Here is an 18,982-nt window from a genome sequence, read left to right on the forward strand (position 1 = left end):
AGATGACCGAAGTCGACGAACAGATCGCCCGCGCGCGCGCCACGATGGCGCGGATCAGCGCGGATTACGGCGGGCAGGTGCGCGACCAGTATCGCGTCCACGGCAAGCGGCTGAAGCGGCGCGCGGTCAGCGCCGGGCGGCGGCTCGCGGTGATCGCGGCGGTCGACGCGGCGATCCTGATCGCGGCGGCGATCCTGGGCATGATCTTTCCGCTCGGCATCTTCGGTGCGCTCGGCGTGCTGCTGCTGATGGTGGCGGCGACGTTGCTCATCGGCCTCGCCCCCGCCGCGCGGGCGCCGAGCGAACGCGCGCTGCGCGAGGGCGACATCAAGGCGCTGCCGGCGAAGACGGAGCGTTGGCTCGAGGCGCAGCGTCCCGCCCTGCCCGCGCCGGCGCGCGCGATCGTCGACCAGATCGGCCAGCGGCTCGAGACGCTGTCGCCGCAGCTGGGGCGGCTGGAGGGGCGCGACGAGGAAGCCTATGAGGTGCGGCGCCTGATCGGCGAACAACTGCCCGCCTTCGTCAACGATTATGCCCGCGTGCCCGAGCCGCTGCGCAAGGTCGAGCGCAACGGTCGCACGCCCGATACCGAACTCGTCGCGGGCTTGCGTCTGATCGAGCAGGAGATCGCCGACATGACGCGGCGGCTGGCGCAGGACGATCTCGACAGCCTGTCGACCCGCGGCCGCTATCTCGAGGTGAAATACCGCGGCGATGAGCCGGCTCCGGACAATCGCCAGGGCTGAAACGCGCGGGGGTTGCGGATCGCGTTCATGATGTGTTCCATGCGCATCCCATGCGACTCGATGACGACCTGGTGACCAAGGCGCTGAGCGCGCTCGATGAATCGGCGGCGCGCGCGCGCAGCGAAACGGTCACGCCCGATTCGTCGCTGCGCTTCGTCCTCGCGTTCCTTCATGCCGCCATACCACCGGGCCGCCGTGATCGCGGCCCCTTCGACGCGATGTGGCGGGCGATCACGCGCGGTTCGCCGTCCCCGGCACGACAGCGCCGGGTCGCCGAGGCGCTGCGTGCCATCCGTGCGCAGATCGATGCGCCGGACACGCGGGTCGGCGCCACGCCGCGCGACGCGATGCTGGCGATGCTTCGTGACGGACAGACGGCGGATCGCCATCAGCAGGCGTGGGATTTGCGAGGAAAGGCCTGCCCGATCCAGCGGCCGATGCGCGATCGGTGGCCGGGCTCCTGAACCGCGGCGCGGATGGTGGGCGCTGACGGGTTCGAACCGCCGACCTACTCGGTGTAAACGAGCCGCTCTACCAGCTGAGCTAAGCGCCCCCGATTGCGGGTGGGACGGGCGATGCCAAAGCGGCGGCGTCCGCGCAAGCCCCGTCGCATCGTGGCGGCATCGATCAGCCCAAACTTCCCTCTACGCGGCGCGCCGCGACCATGTAGTTGCGCATCGCCTCAGACGCGCGCCGCGACAGGGCCATGAACGCCCGGCGACGGTCGGCGGGGTCGGGATGGCGCGCGAGCAATCCCAAATCCGTCATCTTCGCGATCCAGCGCAGCGCCGTGGTCGGCGCGACTGCGGCGGCGATGCACAGGCTCGACACGCTGACCTGCCGGTCCTCCAGCTCGGCCGCGTACAGGTCGAGCAGCATGTCCCATGCCGGATCCTCGAACAGGCCCTGTCCGAAGCCACCGAAGAACTTGCCGCGCAGGCGGCGCAGCTGGATCAGCCTGCGGACTTCGGTCGGCTCGACGGGCTCGCCGTCGCTGGAGGGGCCTGCGTCATAGCCGCGATGCCGGTCGGCCAGATCATAGGCATCGCCGCCCGGGCCGTGGTCGGCCCGCGCGAGCCGCGCCAGGATTTCCGCGATCCGCGCCACCTCGTCGTTGAGCCGCTGCAACCTCACCCCGTCGTTCTCGCGCAGGCTGTCGCTCAGCATGGGCGGGCCGTGCGGATGGCCGGCCATGGCCAGCGCGAGGATGCGGTCGAAGGGTTCGGGGTCGCACAGCAGCGTGACCTCGGCGAGAGACAGTGCCGCGGCGACCTGGTCGAGCTGATCGCGTCCGAAGCTGAGGATCAGCGGCACGTCGAGCGCGACGGCGAAGCCCTCGAGCCGCGCCAGCGCCAGATCGAGGACATCGGCCGCGACGCCGCGCGCCTCCGCCATGAGCAGCGGCGCGAGCATCGGTTCCGCCAGTCGGTGCGGCACATCGGCCCAGCCGATCCGCCGCAGCATCCGGCTCCCGGCACGCGCGATCGCCTGTTCGGCATCGCTCGCCATCGACGCCTCGGCGATCAGGAGCACCGGCCGTGTCGTCGTGGCATATCCCGTCGCAAGGCCGCTCGTCGTCATCGTCCCCCCATGACGATAGGATAGGTCCTTGATAAGCGGGTCAGCGTGCGGATTCCTCTCCGTTTCGGAGGGGAAGCTCGCAACGCCCGTCCGCGTGCGACCATTTTCCATCCATAACGGATGCGACGGCGATCAGTCCAAGCTTTTGACGATCTCCTCGACCATCTTCTTGGCATCGGCGAGCAACATCATCGTGTTGTCGCGGTAGAAGACGTCGTTGTCGACGCCGGCATAGCCGACGCCCCCCATCGATCGCTTGACGAACAGCACCGTCTTCGCCTTTTCGACGTCGAGCACGGGCATGCCATAGATGGGGGATGACTTGTCCGTCTTGGCGGCGGGGTTGGTGACATCGTTTGCGCCGATGACGAAGGCGACATCGGTCTGGGCGAATTCGGCGTTGATGTCCTCCAGCTCGAATACCTCGTCATAGGGCACGTTCGCTTCGGCGAGCAGCACGTTCATATGCCCCGGCATGCGGCCCGCGACGGGATGGATCGCATATTTGACGCGGACGCCATGCGCCTTGAGCTTGTCGGCCATCTCGCGCAGCACGTGCTGCGCCTGCGCTACCGCCATGCCATAGCCGGGAACGATGACGACCTGCTCCGCCTGGCTCATCAGGAAGGCGGCATCCTCCGCCGAGCCTCGCTTCCACGGCCGGTCCACCTGCGCCGCGCCGCCGCTGGCGCCACCCGAATCCGCGCCGAAGCCGCCCGCGATGACGCTGAGGAAGCTGCGGTTCATCGCGCGGCACATGATGTAGCTGAGGATCGCGCCCGACGATCCGACCAGCGCGCCGGTGATGATCATCGCGCTGTTGTGCAGCGTGAAGCCCATCGCCGCCGCCGCCCAGCCCGAATAGCTGTTGAGCATGCTGACCACGACCGGCATGTCCGCGCCGCCGATCGGGATGATGAGCAGGAAGCCGATCGCGAAGCTGAGCGCGGTGATCGTCCAGAACACCCAGGGGCTCTGGTCCTGCGTGAAATAGGCGACGAGCAAAAGGATGGCGGCCAGCACGCCGAGGTTGAGGACGTGGCGACCGGGCAGCAGGATCGGCTTGCCGCCCATGTTGCCGTTGAGCTTCAGGAACGCGATCACGCTGCCGGAAAAGGTGATCGCGCCGATCGCGACGCCCAGGCCCATCTCGATCCGGCTGACCTGATGGATGACGGCGAAGGGCGGGCCGATCAGCGGCACAACGAGGTCGGCGATGCCGAACGCGGAAGGGTTGAGATAGGCGGCGGCGGCGACCAGCACCGCGGCGAGGCCGACGAGGCTGTGGAAGGCGGCGACGAGCTGCGGCATCGCGGTCATCGCGATGCGGCGCGCGGTGGTGATGCCGATGACCGCGCCGATGCCGATCGCGGCGAGGATTTCGAGGACGGTGAGCCAGTCGATCCGAAACCGCTCGCCGGAAAGCCTCGGATAGCCCTCGATAACGACGCTGCCCATGTCCGCCAGGGGGACATGCGTCACCAGCGTCGTCACCACCGCGATCGTCATGCCGATCATGCCGAAGCGATTGCCGCGCTGGCTGGACGTCGGCGACGACAGGCCGCGCAACGCGAGGATGAAGCACACCCCGGCGATCAGATAGGCGAGCGCCGCGATCGAGCTGCCGGCGGTTGCGTGTTCCATCCTGTCCCCCTTGCCGTCATCCCGGCGGAAGCCGGGATCCACCGCGCCGCGAGCGCAAGTGGATGAGTGGACCCCGGCCCGCGCCGGGGCGACGAAATCAGTGCTTCGCGGCGGCCGCCGGCCGGTCCTTCTTCTTGTACATGGCGAGCATCCGCTGCGTGACCGCGAAGCCGCCGAAGATGTTGATGCTGGCGAGCACGACGGCGGCAAGCCCCAGCCACTTCGCCACCGGCGACCCCGCCGCCGCCCCGGCGATCAGCGCGCCGACGATGATCACCGACGAGATCGCATTGGTCACCGCCATCAGCGGGGTGTGCAGCGCCGGCGTGACCGACCAGACCACGTAATAGCCGACGAAGCAGGCGAGCACGAAGATCGACAGGATCGCGACGAAGTCCATGGTTTCAGTCTCCTACCGATCGCACGGGCGCCGGCCCGGCTTTCCACGTCGGCGAATCGGGCGACCCGTCGCGCCGCTCTGCCGTCCCCACGCCTTCCCCTGGGTCGCAAGGCGGCATCGGGGGTCGGGACGGACGGTTCATGCGCCCAGCAGCCGGGGGTGGACCACCTGCCCGTCGCGCGTCAGGCGGATCGCATCGCCGATCTCCGCATCCAGCACGGGTCGCCCCGCCTCCTTGTCCCAGAAGGTCGACAGGAAGTTGTAGAGATTGCGCGCGAACAGCGCCGACGCATCCGCTGCCAGGCGCGAGGGCACGTTGCGATGGCCGACGATGCGGACGCCGTGCCGCTCGACGATCTCGCCCGGGACGGCGCCTTCGACATTGCCGCCCTGCTCGACCGCGAGGTCGACGATGACGCTGCCCGGCTTCATGCTCGCCACCTGCGCGTCGCTGATCAGCCGCGGCGCGGGGCGGCCTGGGATGAGCGCCGTGGTGATGACGATGTCCTGACGGGCGATGTGCGCAGAGACGAGTTCGGCCTGCGCCGCCTGATATGCCGGGCTCATCTCGCCGGCATAGCCCCCGGCGCCCTCGCCCTCGATGCCGGCGACATTCTCGACGAACACCGGCTTGGCGCCGAGGCTTAGGATCTGTTCCTTGGTCGCGGAGCGGACGTCGGTGGCGGAGACCTGCGCCCCCAGCCGACGCGCGGTGGCGATCGCCTGCAGCCCGGCGACGCCGACGCCCATCACGAACACCCGCGCGGCGCTGACGGTGCCGGCCGCGGTCATCATCATCGGAAAGGCGCGGCCATATTCCGCCGCCGCGTCGAGCACTGCCTTGTACCCCGACAGGTTCGACTGGGAGGACAGGATATCCATGGACTGCGCGCGCGTGATCCGCGGCATCAGCTCCATCGCCAGCGCCTCCAGCCCCGCCGCCGCATAGGCGTCGACCCGGTCGCGCGCGCCGAAGGGATTGAGCCCCGCGACGATCCAGGCACCCGGCGACACGGCGCCGAGTTCCGCCGGGTCCGGCCCTTGCACGCCCAGGACGATGTCCGCCCCTGCCAGGGTCGCCCCACGGTCGCCGATACGTGCCCCCGCCTCGGCATAGCCAGCATCGTCGTAGGAGGCGGCCGACCCCGCCCCCGATTCGACGGCGACTTCGGCACCGAGCGCACCGAATTTGCGGACGGTTTCGGGGGTCGCGGCAACGCGACGCTCGCCGTCTGCTCGTTCGCGGAGGACGGCGATCTTCATGGCGCGATCCTTACGCGATCAGCCAGATCACGAAGGCGGCGATGATCGCGCACCCGACCGCGCCCCACTTCAGCATCCCGATGACGCTGCCATAGGTCGCCTCGTGCGCGTGCATGTCCCCGTTGCCGGCCATCCTCTGTTCCCTGGCTTGCACCCCTGCAGGGGTCGTTCTGGTCCGGAACGAACCCTGCCCGCAAAGCTCCGCCGCCGTCAAGCAGCGGCACGTGCGATGCGCTTAAGCCGACCTTTACCGTCGCGGGGCTAAGCGATGATCCGAAATGGGACGAGATCGACGATGACCCGTAACGGACAGCGGTTGCTTTTGCTGATCGACGACGAACCGGCGCAGCGCAGGCTGGTCGCCGCGCTGGCGGCGCGCGCCGGCTGGCGCTCCATCTTCGCCAATGACGGCGAGATGGCCCTGGCGCAGCTCGGCACGCAGGACGGCATGCAGCTGGATGCGATATTGCTCGACCACCGGGCACCCGACGCGGATACGACGGATGCGATCGCGGCGCTGCGCAGCCAGCGTCCGGCATTGCCGATCCTGATGCTGACCGCGAACGGATCGGTCGCGCATGCGGTGGCCGCGATGCGCGCCGGCGCCACCGACTTCCTCGTCAAGCCGCTCGCCCCCGAGCGGCTGCTCGCCGCGCTCGAGGCGGCGGTCGCGGGCACCGCGGCGGGAGAATTGCGCCCGCTGACCGAGAAGATCCCCGCCCTGCTCGCCTTCGACGAGATCGTCGGCTCCGCGCCCGAGTTCCGCGCCGCGCTCGCCATCGCCGCCAAGGCGGCGCGCGCGCGCGTGCCGGTGCTGATCGAGGGCGAGAGCGGCGTCGGCAAGGAAGTGGTCGCGGATGCGATCCATGCCGCCAGCCCCCGCGCGCGGCGGCCGATGGTGACGGTCAATTGCGGCGCCATCCCCGCGAACCTCGTAGAATCGGAGCTGTTCGGGCACGAGAAGGGCGCCTTCACCGGCGCGTTCGAGCGCAAGATCGGCAAATTCGTCGATGCCGACGGCGGTACCCTGTTCCTGGACGAGGTCGGCGAAATGCCGCTCGACGCGCAGGTAAAGCTGTTGCGCGTGCTGCAGTCGGGAGAGGTACAGCCGATCGGTGCGCGCCACGCTCGCGAGGTCGACGTCCGCGTGATCGCGGCGACCAACAAGCGGCTGATCGAGGAGGTCGAGGCCGGCCGGTTCCGCGAAGACCTCTATTACCGGCTCAACGTCGTGCAGGTGACGATCCCGCCCCTGCGCGAGCGATCCGGCGACATTCCCGCATTGGCCCGGCACCTGCTGGCGCGGATCGCGCACCAGCCGGGACTTCGTCCGCTGGGCATCACCGACGAGGCGCTGGCGCTGCTCGTCGGCTACGATTGGCCGGGCAACGTGCGGCAGTTGCAGAACGCATTGTTCCGCGCCGCGATCCTGTGTGAGGGCGATGCGCTGACGCGCGCGGACTTCCCGCAGATCGCCGCGCTCGGCCAGCGTCGCGGCGGCGTCGTCGCGCCCCCATCGGGCGCTGGGGTCACGCTGTTCCGGCCGGACGGCAATCTGCGTCCGCTGGAGGACATCGAGGCCGATGTCATCCGACTCGCCATCGGCCATTATCGCGGCCGGATGACGGAGGTCGCGCGGCGGCTCGGGATCGGTCGGTCGACCTTGTATCGCAAGCTCGGCGAACTGGGCATCGACAACGCCGCCTGATCGCGCGCGACCCGCGCCGCGTCACCAGAGCACGCCATGCTCCGGCTGCAGCGGGGCGGGCGCCTCGTCGCCGATCGACTGGAGCAGGTCGATCTCGATCGTGCGGCACATCGCCGACAGCGGCAGATCGTGGACGGTATTGGCGAAGGGATCGACCAGATCGTCGCCGATCGCGAGCACCGCGAGGAACATCAGACCCGCCATCGTCGACCCGAGCGGTGTCGCGAACCCCAAGGTCTCCACGAGGCCGATGGGCAGCAGCACGCAGAACAGGTGCACGAACAGCGTCGGGAAGAAGCGATATTGATTGGGCAGCGGGGTGTTCTTCAATCGCTCCATGCCGCCCTGCGCATTGGCGATGTCGACCAGCACCGATTCCATCTGCGTCTGCTGGATGGTGTCGATCCAGCCCTGACGCCTGGCATCGTCGATCCGCCGACCGGTGCCGTCGAGCAGCCCGTTCGCGATGTTGGTGCGCGACAGCGACGGGGTCGCCTCGCCGCGCGACAGGAATCGCAGCACCTGTTCGTCGACCGGCTGGCGACGAAGCTGGCAGCGGAGCGCGTTCACATAAGCGATCTGGCGCAACACGATCGAGCGGCGCAGGTCGCGCGCCTCGTCGCCCGGCAGGAAGTTGCGTGCTTCGCGGCTGAGGTTGCGCGAGGCGTTGATCATCAGCCCCCACAGCGAGCGCCCCTCCCACCATCGCGCATAGGCCGAGTTGCTGCGAAAGCCGAGGAACAGCGCCAGCACCGTGCCGAACAGCGTCAGCGGCAATGACGGCGCGCGAAAGGGCAGAAAATAGTAAGTGACAGTCACCGCGACGTCCCAGAAGAACAGGATGGTCAGCGGGCGCCAGACCTCGGCGACGATCTGGCGCAGACGGGGGGTGGCATCGACGATCATGATTCCTCTTTGTCCGCTCGATTAAGGCTGCATGGCCGATTCACCTTGGTCGGACATTGTTCCGATCGGATCGGCCTCAAAAGCCCTTAGCTGCCCAACGTCTCTGTCCGTAGATTGCTGCGTTGCAAAATGTTTCCGCTTCGGTCCGTTCGTGCCGGATCAGCCGCCCGCCAGCGCCCGGTCGCGCAGGCCCCGCCACAGCTTCAGCGCCTGCACCGTCTCTGGCACATCGTGCACGCGGAGGAACTGCACGCCCGCGTCCGCGCCCTTGAGCGCGAGCGCGACACTGCCGCCCAGCCGGCGCTCGACCGGCGCCTCATTGTCGAGCGCGCCGATCATCCGCTTGCGGCTGGCGCCGAGCATGATGGGGCACCCCAAACCGTGGAACAGCGCCAGGGCGTTCATCAGGGCAAGATTGTCCGCCAGCGACTTGCCGAAGCCGATGCCGGGGTCCGCGACGATCCGCTCACGCGGCACGCCCGCCGCGACGATCGCATCGATGCGGGCCTCCAGCCAGTCGAACACCTCCGTCACGACGTTACGATAGACCGGGCGGCCATGACCGCCGGCCTTGGGGTCGGGCGAATGCATCAGGATGACCGGACAGCCGGCGCGGACGACGACCTCGAGCGCGCGATCGTCCCACAGCAACGCCGAGACGTCGTTGACGATGTGCGCGCCGGCGGCCAGTGCCGCCTCCATCACGCCCGCCTTGCGTGTGTCGATCGACACCGGCGTGCCGCTGGCGGCGAGCCGCTCGACGACGGGCAGCACGCGGGCGATCTCGTCCCCTTCCCAGACCTGTGCCGCACCGGGTCGCGTCGATTCGCCACCAAGATCGACCAGCGCCGCGCCCGCCGCGGCCATGTCGACGGCCGCCGCGGCCGCGGCCGCGGGATCGCCGGCGTGGCGGCCGCCATCGGAGAAACTGTCCGGCGTGACGTTGAGGATTCCTGCGACGAGGGGCTGGTCGAGCCGCAGCGTGCGCGCGCCTAGGACGAGCGGCGGGCGGGGCGCGGTGATCCGCGCGTGCAACGCGGCGGCGCGTTCGCCAAGCGATGCGATATCGGCGACGGAGACGATCCTGCGACCCTCGGCGGTGGACACCTCATAGGCGGCGAACCACTGCATGCCCCCCGCGAGCCGCACGACGCTGCCGTCGGGCAGGCCGATCGGCGTATCGACGAAATGGACGGGGCGCAGGTGCAGGCTCATGCCCGGTGTGTTCCCGCTGCGCGCCGGGAAGGCAAGCGCGTTCGCGGCGAGGACGCGGGCGCGCCGGGCTCGGCGGACACACGTGCCCTCGTCGGGGCGACGACCCGGCCCTGCGCCGGGCGCCGGCCGGCTACGGCTGGGTCGCGAGGATGTAGACCTGCCGCAGGCTGTCGATCGGCTTGAGCGTGCCGTCCGTCTCGTGGTGCCAGAAGGTCCAGCCGTTGCATGCCGGCGCACCCTGCAGCGTCGCGCCGAGCTTGTGGATCGATCCCGTCGCGCCGCATGGGCTGGCAAGGCTGCCGTCGGCGCGGACCGTCGCCTGGAAGCGGCGCTTGGCGTCGGTGAGCATTGCTCCGGGGGCGAGATAGCCGTTTTCGACCAGCACGCCGAACGCGACCTTGGGCTGGCTGCGCGGGCTCTGCATCGTCGCCAGCGCCGATTCGTCGAGCGGCAGTGCCGCGGCGATACGCTCCTGGGCGGCGTCGATGTACGACGGCTCGCGCTCTATGCCGATCCAGCGCCGCCCGAGCCGCTTCGCCACCGCGCCGGTGGTGCCGGTGCCGAAGAACGGGTCGAGCACCACGTCGCCGGGCTTCGTGCATGCGAGCAGCACGCGGTACAGCAGCGCCTCCGGCTTCTGCGTCGGATGAACCTTGTGGCCGCCCTTCTTCAGCCGCTCCTGACCGCCGCAGATCGGAAATTCCCAGTCCGAACGCATCTGGAGCTCGTCGTTGAGCGTCTTCATCGAGCGATAATTGAAGGTGTATTTCGCCTTCTCGCCCTTGGAGGCCCAGATCAGCGTCTCATGCGCGTTGGTGAAGCGCGTGCCGCGGAAGTTCGGCATTGGATTGGCCTTGCGCCACACGATGTCGTTGAGGATCCAATAGCCCAGGTCCTGCACCGCCGTGCCGACACGGAAGATGTTGTGATAGCTGCCGATCACCCAGATCGTGCCATCGTCCTTAAGAATGCGGTGCGCCTCCGCCAGCCAGGCGCGCGTAAACGCGTCATAGGCCGCGAACGTATCGAACTTGTCCCAATCGTCGGTGACCGCATCGACGTGCGTGCCATCGGGCCGGAACAGCTCGCCGCCGAGCTGGAGGTTGTAGGGCGGATCGGCGAAGATCATGTCGACCGACTTGTCGGGCAGCGCCTTCATCGCGGCGATACAGTCGCCCATGATGATCTGGTCGAACGGCAGGATGGCGCGCGCGACATCGGCCGGTGCCAGCGTCGCCGAAACCGCGCCCCGCGCCGCAGCGCGCGGCTGCCGGACCTTTTCGATAACCCCCATCTACGCCCCCTTGTCGTGGCCAGAAGCGCGAATCCGCAGACTCTCGTCAAGCACTGATTGGTTAACGATCTTCGTCAAGATTTCGTGAACGTCCGTGCACAAACCCTCTTGCCTCCCAGATTTTGCGCTGTCGCCTGCCCCGGGTGCCCAAGCGCTGGGGGTGTGGCGCGAAAGACTCAAGCCGCCGCGTCCTGTTGCGCGGCGCAACTTTTATCGGTCAGGCGGCGTGGATCGCGGGCGAAAGCAGGTCCGCCGCCCGTGCGACGGGCGCGAAGCTGTACCGGTGAATCGGCGAAGGGCCGTGTTCGCGCAGCGCAGCCAGATGTCTCGGGCAGCCATAGCCCTTGTTGCTCGCCCAGTGATACTGCGGATGGGCGGCGGCGTGATCGAGCATGATCGCGTCGCGCACCGTCTTGGCGACGATCGACGCGGCGGCGATGGACGCGCTCAGCGCATCGCCGCCGACCAGCGGCGTCGCCGCATAGCGCCAGCGCGGCAGGCGGTTGCCGTCGACGAGCACATGGCCGGGCTCGCAGCCCAGCGCCTCGACCGCGAGCGTCATCGCCTTCATCGTCGCCCAATAGATATTGAGTCGATCGATCTCGTCCGCCTCGACGATGCCGACGCCGACGCACGCACGGGCGCGGATCAGCCCGCACAGCCGCTCGCGCTCATGCGCCGGCAGTTTCTTCGAATCGTCCAGCCCGCGCGGCACGCCACGCGCGGGCAGGATCACGGCCGCCGCGACGACGGGTCCGGCGAGCGGGCCGCGCCCCGCCTCGTCCACCCCCGCGACGGGCGGCAGGCAGGTCTTCTCGTGCTTCAGGCCCGGCATCGATCCGCCGGTATCGCGTTCAAGGCATGTCCCATCGGCCCATGTCCTGCCCCGAGCCCGGGCGCTGCCGCAAGCGCCGCCTGGACATAGGCGATGGCCCGCCCCGTGGCGTCGGCGAGCGACAGGCCGGCGGCAAGGCCGGTGGCGATTCCGCTCGCCAGCGTGCAGCCGGTACCGTGCGTATGGCGCGTGTCGACGCGCGGATGCGTCCACACCGTCTCCCCGCCGTCGGCGTCGATCAACCTGTCCTCGACGATCGCACCGTCGCCGTGGCCACCCTTGACGAGCAACGCCGGGCCGAGCGCGCGGACCGCCGCCTCTCCTCCCAGCGCGGTGAGTTCAGGGAGGTTGGGCGTGACGACCGCCGCCATGCGCATCAGCCGGGCGAAGGCGGCGATCGTCTTCGCATCCGCCAGCGTCGCGCCCGAGGTCGCGATCATCACCGGATCGAAGACGACCGGCACGCCCGTTCCTTCGAGCGCGTCCGCCACCGCCTGCGCGGTCTCGGCGCTGCCGATCATCCCGATCTTGATTGCGTCGGCGCCGATGTCGGCGAGCACGCTGTCGATCTGTGCGACGACCATGTCGGCCGGCACGGCGTGCACCGCCTGCACGCCCAAGGTGTTCTGGGCTGTGATCGCGGTGATCGCGGTCGTTGCATGGCCGCCGAGCATCGTCACGGTCTTGATGTCCGCCTGGATGCCGGCTCCGCCGCCCGAATCGGACCCGGCGATGACGAGGACGCGCGGGATCATGCGGCGGAAGGGCCCAAAGGCCGCACATTTACGCACGAGGACGCCGACGGCCGCTCCGACCTACGGGAGAGATCAAGGGGAGGGAATGGCAGGAGCAGCGGCATGGCGCGACGGTGGCACAAAGCGGGCTTGCAGGACAGCACCGCCGCGACCCGGCGCGCCTCTCCTTCCGGAGGCGGGGATCCGGAGACGCCGCCGTCATCCCGGCGGAAGCCGGGACCCATGGACATGCCGTCGCCGATGATGCGCGAAACACCGGCCTCCCGCTTCCATGGGTCCCGGCGTTCGCCGGGATGACGAATTGGCGAAGGGGCCGGTCCTATCCCCCGAATCGCCGCTCGGTGCTTGCCGGATTCGCCTTCAGCGTCTTGCCGGTGCGCGTCGGCCGGTCGAGCAGTTCGCCGCCGCAATTGGGGCAAAGCTCGTCCATCGCATCTGCGCATTCGGTGCAGAAGGTGCATTCCATCGAGCAGATGAACGCGCCGGGCGCGGCGGCGGGAAGGTCGGTGCCGCAGCGTTCGCAGTCGGGCCGCATCTCGAGCATCAGGCCGCCGCCTTGCGTACGGCGTCGCAGATCCGGTCGACGAGGGTTTCGACCTGCCCCGCGTCGTCGCCCTCCGCCATCACGCGGATCACCGGTTCGGTGCCAGACGGACGGATGACGAGGCGGCCGGTCCCGGCCAGCTCGGCGTCCGCCGCGGCGATCACGGCCTTCACGTCATCATGCTCGAGCGGCTTGCCGCCGGCGAAGCGCACGTTCTTGAGCAGCTGCGGCAGCGGCGCGAAGCGGTGCAGCACCTCGCTGGCCGGCGCGCCGGCGCGCTTGATCTCGGCGAGCACCTGCAGCGCCGCGACGAGGCCGTCCCCCGTCGTCGCATAGTCGGACAGGATGATATGCCCCGACTGTTCGCCGCCGACGTTATAGCCGCTGGCGCGCATCTTCTCGAGCACGTAGCGGTCGCCGACCGCGGTACGGACGAGGCCCAGCCCCTGCGCCTTGAGATGCCGTTCGAGGCCGAGGTTGGACATGACGGTCGCGACGAGGCCCCCGCCCTTCAGCCGCCCGGCGCGCGCCCAGCCCGCGGCGATCGTCGCCATCAGCTGGTCGCCGTCGACGACATGGCCCTTCTCGTCGACGACGATCAGCCGGTCCGCGTCGCCGTCGAGCGCGATGCCGATGTCGGCGCCGGACGCGACGACGGTTTCCGACAGCGTCTGGGGCGCCGTGGAGCCGACGCCGTCGTTGATGTTGGTGCCGTTGGGCGTCACGCCGATCGCGACGATGTCCGCCCCCAGTTCCCAGAGGCAGGTCGGCGCGACCTTGTAGGCGGCACCATTGGCGCAATCGATGACGATGCGCAGGCCGTCGAGCCGGAGGTCGGACGGAAAGGTCGACTTGGCGAAATGGATGTAGCGCCCCTGCGCGTCGTCGATGCGGCGCGCGCGACCGATCTGCGACGACGGCGCGAGGGGGATGTCGTCGCCGTCGATCAGCCCCTCGATCGTCTTCTCCGCCTCGTCGGACAGCTTGTAGCCGTCCGGCCCGAACAGCTTGATGCCGTTGTCGGCATAGGGGTTGTGGCTCGCGGAGATCATCACGCCGATGTCGGCGCGCATCGACTGGGTGAGCAAGGCGACCGCCGGCGTCGGCAGCGGGCCGACCATCACCACGTCCATGCCGACGCTGGTGAACCCCGCGACCAACGCGGATTCGAGCATATAGCCCGACAGGCGCGTGTCCTTGCCGATCAGCACGCGATGCTTGTGGTCGCCGCGCTGGAAATAGGCGCCCGCCGCCATACCGACCTTCATCGCCATCGCCGCGGTCATCGCCCCGGCATTGGTCGCGCCGCGGATGCCGTCGGTGCCGAAATATTTCCTTGCCATGAAACGCGATCCCGTTCGCTATGCAATCGTCCCCGCCTCGTTGCGCCAAGGAAGCCGATGTCGCAAGCCACCCGTATCCTGCTCGCGCTGCTGGCCGGCATCCTGATCGGCATCGGCGCCGTCGCGATCGATCGCGATGCGGCGCTCGGACTGACGCGCGTGACGCAGCCGGTCGGGGCCGCATGGCTGCACGCACTCCAGATGGTGATCGTGCCGCTGATCGTCGGACTGCTCGTCACCGGCATCGCCGCGACGGCGGAGGCGGCGCGCGCGGGCCGGATCGCGGGACGCGGCGTGGCGCTGTTCGTCGCCGTCCTATGGTCGACGACGCTGATGGCGGCGGTGGTCGAGCCGCTGATCCTCGACGCCTGGCCCCTGCCGGCGGCCTGGTCGGCGGCGTTGCGCGCGGCGCTGACCGGCACGCCCGCACCGGGCAAGGTCCCCGGCCTCGCCGATTTCTTCGACACGATCGTGCCGACCAACATCGTCGCGGCGGCGGCGGCCGATGCCTTCCTGCCGCTCACTGTCTTCGCGCTCGCCTTCGCCTTCGCGATCACGCGGCTCGACGCCGAACCGCGCGCACTGCTGGTTGCGGTGTTCCGCGCGATCACCGACGCGATGCTGGTCATCATCGGCTGGGTGCTCCGCCTCGCCCCGATCGGCGTGTTCGCGCTCGCATACGGCGTCGGCGCCCGGACCGGCGCGGCGGCGTTCGGCGCCCTGGTGCATTACATCGCCTGCGTCTCCGCCATCGGGTTCCTGGTGCTGCTGGCCGCCTATCCGCTCGCGCGGTTCGGCGGGCGGGTGCCGATCGGCCGCTTCGCGCGCGCCGCGTCGCCCGCGCAGGCGGTCGCGGTGAGCACCCAATCCTCGCTCGCCTCGCTCCCCGCGATGCTCAAGGGCAGCGAACAGCTGGGCGTGCCGCCGGCCACCGCGGGCATCGTGCTGCCGATCGCGGTGGCGATCTTCCGCGCGACGAGCCCGGCGATGAACCTTGCCGTCGCGCTCTATGTCGCGCGCTGGCTGGATGTGCCGATCGGGCCGGGACAACTCGCCGCGGGGGTTGCGACCGCGGCGATCACGACCATGGGGTCGGTATCGCTGCCGGGTACGATCAGTTTCTTCGCCAGCGTCGCGCCCGTCGCCTTCGCCATGGGCGTGCCAATCGAGGCGCTGGGTCTGCTCGTCGCGGTGGAGACAGTGCCCGACCTGTTCCGCACGGTCGGCAACGTGACGATGGATATCGCGGTCACCACCTGCGTTGCGCGCGGTGAAGGAGACCATCATGCACGACAAGACGCTGGGTGACGGACTGAAGGTCAGCGCGCTGGGCCTCGGCTGCATGCCGATGGCCGGGATCGGCGCGGGCATGTACGGCCAGGCGGACGATACGGAGAGTATCGCCACGATCCACCGCGCGATCGACCTGGGCGTCACCCTGTTCGACACGGCCGAGGTCTATGGCCCCTATCGCAACGAGGAATTGCTCGGCCAGGCGATTCGCGGCCGACGCGACGGCCTGGTGATCGCCACCAAGTTCGGCTTCAGGATCGGCGCGAACGGCATGGAAGGCACCGACTCGACCCCCGAGAACGTGCGTCGCGCCTGCGAAGGTTCGCTGAAGCGGCTGGGGATCGAGACGATCGATCTGTTCTACCAGCATCGCGTCGATCCAAACGTGCCGATCGAGGACACGGTCGGCGCGATGGCGGAGCTGGTCAGGGAGGGGAAGGTGCGCCACCTCGGCCTGTCGGAGGCGGGACCGGACACGCTGCGCCGCGCGGCGAAGGTGCATCCGATCGCGACGCTGCAATCCGAATATTCCCTGTGGGAGCGGACGGTGGAGGACGAGATCCTGCCGCTGGCGCGCGAGTTGGGCATCGGATTCGTTCCTTATAGCCCGCTGGGGCGCGGCTTCCTGACCGGACAGATCACCAGCCGCGACGATCTGCCCGAGGGCGACTATCGCCGGGGCGACCCGCGATATTCCGAAGAGAATTTCGCGACCAACATGAAGATGGTCGAGGTGGTGAAGGCGATCGCCGCGGATCATGACGCGAGCGGCGCGCAGGTGGCGCTGGCCTGGCTGCTGGCGCAGGGACCGGACGTGGTGCCCATCCCCGGATCGAAACGGCGCGCGACGCTGGAGGACAGCATGCGCGCGGCCGATCTGCACCTGACCGAGGACGAACTGCGCCGCCTCGACGAAGCCGCGCCGCGGGGCGGTACGGCGGGGCCGCGCTATGGCGAACGCGCGATGGCGATGGTGCGACTGTAACGCCCCCGGAAAGCCCCTCCCGCTTGCGGGAGGGGTTTGGGGTGGGCCTGTCCGCTGGCGCAGGCTCGGTGAGACCCCGGCCCACCCCCATCCCTCCCTCAAGCGGGAGGGGAGAGTTCAGGGCCGCTGTTCGCCGCGTGTGTCGAGCCCGGATGCGGCCGGTTCCGCATTCAGCGGTTCTCCCGCCAGCGCATGGTCGGGGCGTTCGCCGAGGCTGTCGAGGTGCATCAGCCGCGTCACAAACGGCGCGAGCACCAGCACGACGACGCCGACGCCCATCGCGAACCAGCCGATCCGGCCATAGACCTCCAGAACCCGGCCGGGTCCGGCGCCCTCGCCGCCCGTCGCCTGCGCGATCAGGCTGGCGATGAAATTGCCCGCCGCCGTCGCGAGGAACCAGGTCCCCATCATCAGCCCGGTCATGCTCGGCACCGAAAGCCGCGTCATCGAGGACAGGCCGATCGGCGAGAAGCACAATTCGCCCATCGAGTGCAGCATGTAGAGCAGGATGACGAAGATCGCCGGCGTCAGCCCCGTCGCCGGCGCGCCGAGGATCAGCGCGAAGAAGCCCGCGCCGACCAGGATCAGGCCTATGCCGAACTTGAACGGCGCCGACGGTTCGATCCCGCGCCTGCCCATCGCCGTCCACAGCAGGCCGAACAGCGGCGCCAGCGTGATGATGAAGAAGGAATTGACCGACTGGAACCACGAGGCCGGCATGTCGAAGCCGAGCACGGTGCGGTCGACCTGCTGGTCGGTGTAGACGCTGAGCGAGGAACCCGCCTGTTCGAACAAGGCCCAGAACAGCGGTGACAGCGCGATCAGGAACAGCGCCGCGAAGATGCGATGCCGCTCGACCTGGGGCAGGCGGCGGAAACTCGTCATCAGGATATAGCCGATCGTCAGGCCGGAGGCGATCAGCAGCAGATTGCCGACCGCCCCCTGGCTGCGCACCAGCCACCAGCACAGCAGGATCATCGCCAACGCGCCGGCATAGATCGCCCATTCGATCGACAGGCCGATCGGTGTGCGTTGCTTGAGCGCCGCGGGGACCGGCGGCTCGCCCACGTCGTACAGCGCCGGCCGGCACAGCACGAAGACGACGAGGCCGAGCGCCATGCCGATGCCCGCCGCGCCGAAGCCCCACGACCAGCCGACCCGCTCGCCCAGGTAACCGACGAGCAGCGGACCGACGAACGCACCCGTATTGATGCCCATGTAGAAGATCGAGAAGGCCCCGTCGCGCCGCGTGTCGTCGCGCTTGTAGAGCGCGCCGACGAGCACGGAGATGTTCGCCTTCAGGAACCCCGTGCCCACGATGATCAGCGCCAGCGCAAGGTAGAAACCGTTGAGCGCGCTGCCCTGCTGTCCGACCGGCCCCTCTACCAAAGCGATCAGCAGATGGCCGAGCGTGATGAAGATGCCGCCCGCGAGCACCGCCTTGCGCGGACCCAGGTAGCGGTCGGCGATATAGCCGCCGATGATCGGCGTGATGTACACCAGCGAGGTATAGGCGCCGTAGATCGCATAGGCCGGCTGCTCGGCGAACAGGAAATGCTTGGTCAGGTAGAAGACCAGGATGGCGCGCATGCCGTAATAGGAGAAGCGCTCCCACATCTCTGCGAAGAAGAGCATGAACAGCCCGCGCGGATGCCCCAGGAACGTCTTGGCGGAGGCCGGAACGCCGCCTCCCGCCGTTGCGGTGATTGCCATCTGGTCGTGATACTCCCTGACCCGCCCCGCGGGGCGCCCTCTCGGCCGTGCAACCTAACGAGTCGGAAGCGGGTGTAAACCGGGGGGAGGGCGACGCGGCGGCAGGCAGAGGATTGGAGCGCGGGCATCGCTGCCCTACATGGCGCCGATGTTCAACGACGCCTCCTCTCCGCTGTCCCTCCTGTCGACCCGCCGTTCGGGCAAGCCGCGCGATCTCGTCGCGCCGGGCCCGGACGGCGCGCAGCTCGACCATATCCTCGCCATCGCCGCGCGGACGCCCGACCACGGCAAACTGGCGCCGTGGCGCTTCGTGATCGTGGGAGACGAACAGCGCGACGCCTTCGCCCGACTGCTGGTCGAATCATGCCGCGCGGAGAAGCCGGAAGCGACGCAGAAGGAGCTGGACGGGCTGGACCAGTTCGCACGCCAGGCGCCCGCGCTGGTCGTCGTGCTCTCGTCGCCCAGGCCCGACAGCCCCATCCCCCTGTGGGAACAGGAACTGTCCGCCGGCGCCGCGACGATGAACCTGCTACACGCCGCGCATGCGATGGGCTTCGCGGGCGGCTGGCTGACCGGCTGGGCGGCGTTTTCGCCCCGGGTGCGCGATGCCTTCGGTGCCGCGCCGGAGCGGATCGCGGGCTTCGTCTTCCTCGGCACGCCGGGCCGTCCGCTCGATGAACGACCCAGGCCCGATATGGCACGGATCGTCTCGCACTGGACTCCTTGATATTGGACCTTTTCCGTTTTTGCTGTATTA

The 18,982-nt window shown here is 69.0% G+C and carries 19 protein-coding genes and 1 tRNA gene; 6 read left to right on the top strand and 14 right to left on the bottom strand.

The genetic code is table 11. From position 1 onward, the window contains the following. The first annotated feature begins 2 nt into the window (after positions 1-2). Positions 3-746, top strand: coding sequence for a hypothetical protein (locus RF701_RS10280; RefSeq protein WP_203309271.1), 744 nt, complete (start codon positions 3-5; stop codon positions 744-746). A 50-nt stretch (positions 747-796) separates the two neighbouring features. Then, on the top strand, positions 797-1,210 hold the full coding sequence (locus RF701_RS10285) for a hypothetical protein (protein WP_210357665.1): 414 nt from the start codon (positions 797-799) through the stop codon (positions 1,208-1,210). Positions 1,211-1,223: 13 nt separating this feature from the next. Here RF701_RS10285 and RF701_RS10290 read toward each other — a convergent pair. The 6 genes from RF701_RS10290 to RF701_RS10315 form a co-directional block, all read right to left on the bottom strand. Continuing rightward, positions 1,224-1,299, bottom strand: a tRNA-Val gene (locus RF701_RS10290). A gap of 74 nt (positions 1,300-1,373) precedes the next feature. Next, a complete protein-coding gene (locus RF701_RS10295; RefSeq protein WP_308814907.1) occupies positions 1,374-2,327 on the bottom strand; it encodes a MarR family winged helix-turn-helix transcriptional regulator in 954 nt (317 codons plus the stop codon). 132 nt (positions 2,328-2,459) lie between these two features. Further along, positions 2,460-3,971: an NAD(P)(+) transhydrogenase (Re/Si-specific) subunit beta gene (locus RF701_RS10300; RefSeq protein ID WP_308814908.1), complete on the bottom strand. Its 1,512-nt coding sequence runs from the start codon at positions 3,969-3,971 to the stop codon at positions 2,460-2,462. Between the two features lie 97 nt (positions 3,972-4,068). Beyond that, a complete protein-coding gene (locus RF701_RS10305) occupies positions 4,069-4,371 on the bottom strand; it encodes an NAD(P) transhydrogenase subunit alpha (protein ID WP_203309267.1) in 303 nt (100 codons plus the stop codon). A 138-nt stretch (positions 4,372-4,509) separates the two neighbouring features. Next, positions 4,510-5,634, bottom strand: coding sequence for a Re/Si-specific NAD(P)(+) transhydrogenase subunit alpha (locus RF701_RS10310; RefSeq protein WP_308814909.1), 1,125 nt, complete (start codon positions 5,632-5,634; stop codon positions 4,510-4,512). A gap of 10 nt (positions 5,635-5,644) precedes the next feature. Further along, entirely contained in the window at positions 5,645-5,767 is a 123-nt protein-coding gene (locus RF701_RS10315; protein WP_238940804.1) for an aa3-type cytochrome c oxidase subunit IV, read from the bottom strand. A gap of 162 nt (positions 5,768-5,929) precedes the next feature. On the opposite strand from RF701_RS10315, the gene RF701_RS10320 reads away from it, so the two are divergent. Beyond that, positions 5,930-7,342, top strand: coding sequence for a sigma-54 dependent transcriptional regulator (locus RF701_RS10320; RefSeq protein ID WP_308814910.1), 1,413 nt, complete (start codon positions 5,930-5,932; stop codon positions 7,340-7,342). 21 nt (positions 7,343-7,363) lie between these two features. Here RF701_RS10320 and RF701_RS10325 read toward each other — a convergent pair whose 3' ends face one another. From RF701_RS10325 to glmM, 7 genes are all read right to left on the bottom strand, one after another. Continuing rightward, complete coding sequence (locus tag RF701_RS10325; protein WP_203309264.1) at positions 7,364-8,248, bottom strand: bestrophin family protein; 885 nt, start codon at positions 8,246-8,248, stop codon at positions 7,364-7,366. A 159-nt stretch (positions 8,249-8,407) separates the two neighbouring features. Beyond that, positions 8,408-9,463 carry a dihydropteroate synthase gene (folP, locus tag RF701_RS10330; RefSeq protein ID WP_308814911.1) on the bottom strand — a complete coding sequence of 352 codons (1,056 nt, stop codon included), beginning with the start codon at positions 9,461-9,463 and terminating at the stop codon, positions 8,408-8,410. A 130-nt stretch (positions 9,464-9,593) separates the two neighbouring features. Further along, positions 9,594-10,757: a DNA methyltransferase gene (locus RF701_RS10335; protein WP_308814912.1), complete on the bottom strand. Its 1,164-nt coding sequence runs from the start codon at positions 10,755-10,757 to the stop codon at positions 9,594-9,596. Positions 10,758-10,974: 217 nt separating this feature from the next. Continuing rightward, entirely contained in the window at positions 10,975-11,592 is a 618-nt protein-coding gene (locus RF701_RS10340) for a ribonuclease HII (RefSeq protein WP_210357612.1), read from the bottom strand. Further along, positions 11,580-12,347 (bottom strand): bifunctional hydroxymethylpyrimidine kinase/phosphomethylpyrimidine kinase, encoded by a 768-nt coding sequence (gene thiD / locus RF701_RS10345; protein ID WP_308814913.1) that lies wholly within the window; start codon positions 12,345-12,347, stop codon positions 11,580-11,582. The genes RF701_RS10340 and thiD overlap by 13 nt, the downstream gene beginning before the upstream one ends. A gap of 319 nt (positions 12,348-12,666) precedes the next feature. Next, the gene (locus tag RF701_RS10350; RefSeq protein WP_210357610.1) at positions 12,667-12,891 is read right to left on the bottom strand and encodes a DUF1272 domain-containing protein; all 225 of its coding nucleotides are present in this window, start codon (positions 12,889-12,891) and stop codon (positions 12,667-12,669) included. Then, positions 12,891-14,234 (bottom strand): phosphoglucosamine mutase, encoded by a 1,344-nt coding sequence (glmM, locus tag RF701_RS10355; protein WP_210357609.1) that lies wholly within the window; start codon positions 14,232-14,234, stop codon positions 12,891-12,893. The genes RF701_RS10350 and glmM overlap by 1 nt, the downstream gene beginning before the upstream one ends. 57 nt (positions 14,235-14,291) lie before the next feature. On the opposite strand from glmM, the gene RF701_RS10360 reads away from it, so the two are divergent. Next, entirely contained in the window at positions 14,292-15,542 is a 1,251-nt protein-coding gene (locus RF701_RS10360) for a dicarboxylate/amino acid:cation symporter (RefSeq protein WP_210357608.1), read from the top strand. Then, positions 15,520-16,512, top strand: coding sequence for an aldo/keto reductase (locus tag RF701_RS10365; RefSeq protein ID WP_308814914.1), 993 nt, complete (start codon positions 15,520-15,522; stop codon positions 16,510-16,512). Before RF701_RS10360 ends, RF701_RS10365 begins: the two co-directional genes overlap by 23 nt. A gap of 117 nt (positions 16,513-16,629) precedes the next feature. Here the strand turns inward: RF701_RS10365 and RF701_RS10370 are convergent, their stop codons facing one another. Then, positions 16,630-18,225, bottom strand: coding sequence for a peptide MFS transporter (locus RF701_RS10370; protein ID WP_210357606.1), 1,596 nt, complete (start codon positions 18,223-18,225; stop codon positions 16,630-16,632). Between the two features lie 148 nt (positions 18,226-18,373). On the opposite strand from RF701_RS10370, the gene RF701_RS10375 reads away from it, so the two are divergent. Beyond that, positions 18,374-18,952 (top strand): nitroreductase, encoded by a 579-nt coding sequence (locus RF701_RS10375; RefSeq protein ID WP_308815652.1) that lies wholly within the window; start codon positions 18,374-18,376, stop codon positions 18,950-18,952. The last annotated feature ends 30 nt before the right edge of the window (positions 18,953-18,982 follow it).

Source organism: Sphingomonas sp. GV3 (assembly GCF_031082075.1).
Lineage (GTDB): Bacteria > Pseudomonadota > Alphaproteobacteria > Sphingomonadales > Sphingomonadaceae > Sphingomonas > Sphingomonas beigongshangi.

Bases quoted from the DNA above. Each gene is read 5' to 3' on its own strand.
- glmM (WP_210357609.1), bottom strand. From the start codon at position 14,234: ATGGCAAGGAAATATTTCGGCACCGACGGCATCCGCGGCGCGACCAAT.
- RF701_RS10325 (WP_203309264.1), bottom strand. From the start codon at position 8,248: ATGATCGTCGATGCCACCCCCCGTCTGCGCCAGATCGTCGCCGAGGTC.
- RF701_RS10360 (WP_210357608.1), top strand. From the start codon at position 14,292: ATGTCGCAAGCCACCCGTATCCTGCTCGCGCTGCTGGCCGGCATCCTG.
- RF701_RS10295 (WP_308814907.1), bottom strand. From the start codon at position 2,327: ATGACGACGAGCGGCCTTGCGACGGGATATGCCACGACGACACGGCCG.
- RF701_RS10365 (WP_308814914.1), top strand. From the start codon at position 15,520: ATGCACGACAAGACGCTGGGTGACGGACTGAAGGTCAGCGCGCTGGGC.
- thiD (WP_308814913.1), bottom strand. From the start codon at position 12,347: ATGATCCCGCGCGTCCTCGTCATCGCCGGGTCCGATTCGGGCGGCGGA.
- RF701_RS10370 (WP_210357606.1), bottom strand. From the start codon at position 18,225: ATGGCAATCACCGCAACGGCGGGAGGCGGCGTTCCGGCCTCCGCCAAG.
- RF701_RS10310 (WP_308814909.1), bottom strand. From the start codon at position 5,634: ATGAAGATCGCCGTCCTCCGCGAACGAGCAGACGGCGAGCGTCGCGTT.
- RF701_RS10315 (WP_238940804.1), bottom strand. From the start codon at position 5,767: ATGGCCGGCAACGGGGACATGCACGCGCACGAGGCGACCTATGGCAGC.
- RF701_RS10320 (WP_308814910.1), top strand. From the start codon at position 5,930: ATGACCCGTAACGGACAGCGGTTGCTTTTGCTGATCGACGACGAACCG.
- RF701_RS10375 (WP_308815652.1), top strand. From the start codon at position 18,374: ATGTTCAACGACGCCTCCTCTCCGCTGTCCCTCCTGTCGACCCGCCGT.
- folP (WP_308814911.1), bottom strand. From the start codon at position 9,463: ATGAGCCTGCACCTGCGCCCCGTCCATTTCGTCGATACGCCGATCGGC.
- RF701_RS10350 (WP_210357610.1), bottom strand. From the start codon at position 12,891: ATGCTCGAGATGCGGCCCGACTGCGAACGCTGCGGCACCGACCTTCCC.
- RF701_RS10335 (WP_308814912.1), bottom strand. From the start codon at position 10,757: ATGGGGGTTATCGAAAAGGTCCGGCAGCCGCGCGCTGCGGCGCGGGGC.
- RF701_RS10340 (WP_210357612.1), bottom strand. From the start codon at position 11,592: ATGCCGGGCCTGAAGCACGAGAAGACCTGCCTGCCGCCCGTCGCGGGG.
- RF701_RS10305 (WP_203309267.1), bottom strand. From the start codon at position 4,371: ATGGACTTCGTCGCGATCCTGTCGATCTTCGTGCTCGCCTGCTTCGTC.
- RF701_RS10285 (WP_210357665.1), top strand. From the start codon at position 797: ATGCGACTCGATGACGACCTGGTGACCAAGGCGCTGAGCGCGCTCGAT.
- RF701_RS10280 (WP_203309271.1), top strand. From the start codon at position 3: ATGACCGAAGTCGACGAACAGATCGCCCGCGCGCGCGCCACGATGGCG.
- RF701_RS10300 (WP_308814908.1), bottom strand. From the start codon at position 3,971: ATGGAACACGCAACCGCCGGCAGCTCGATCGCGGCGCTCGCCTATCTG.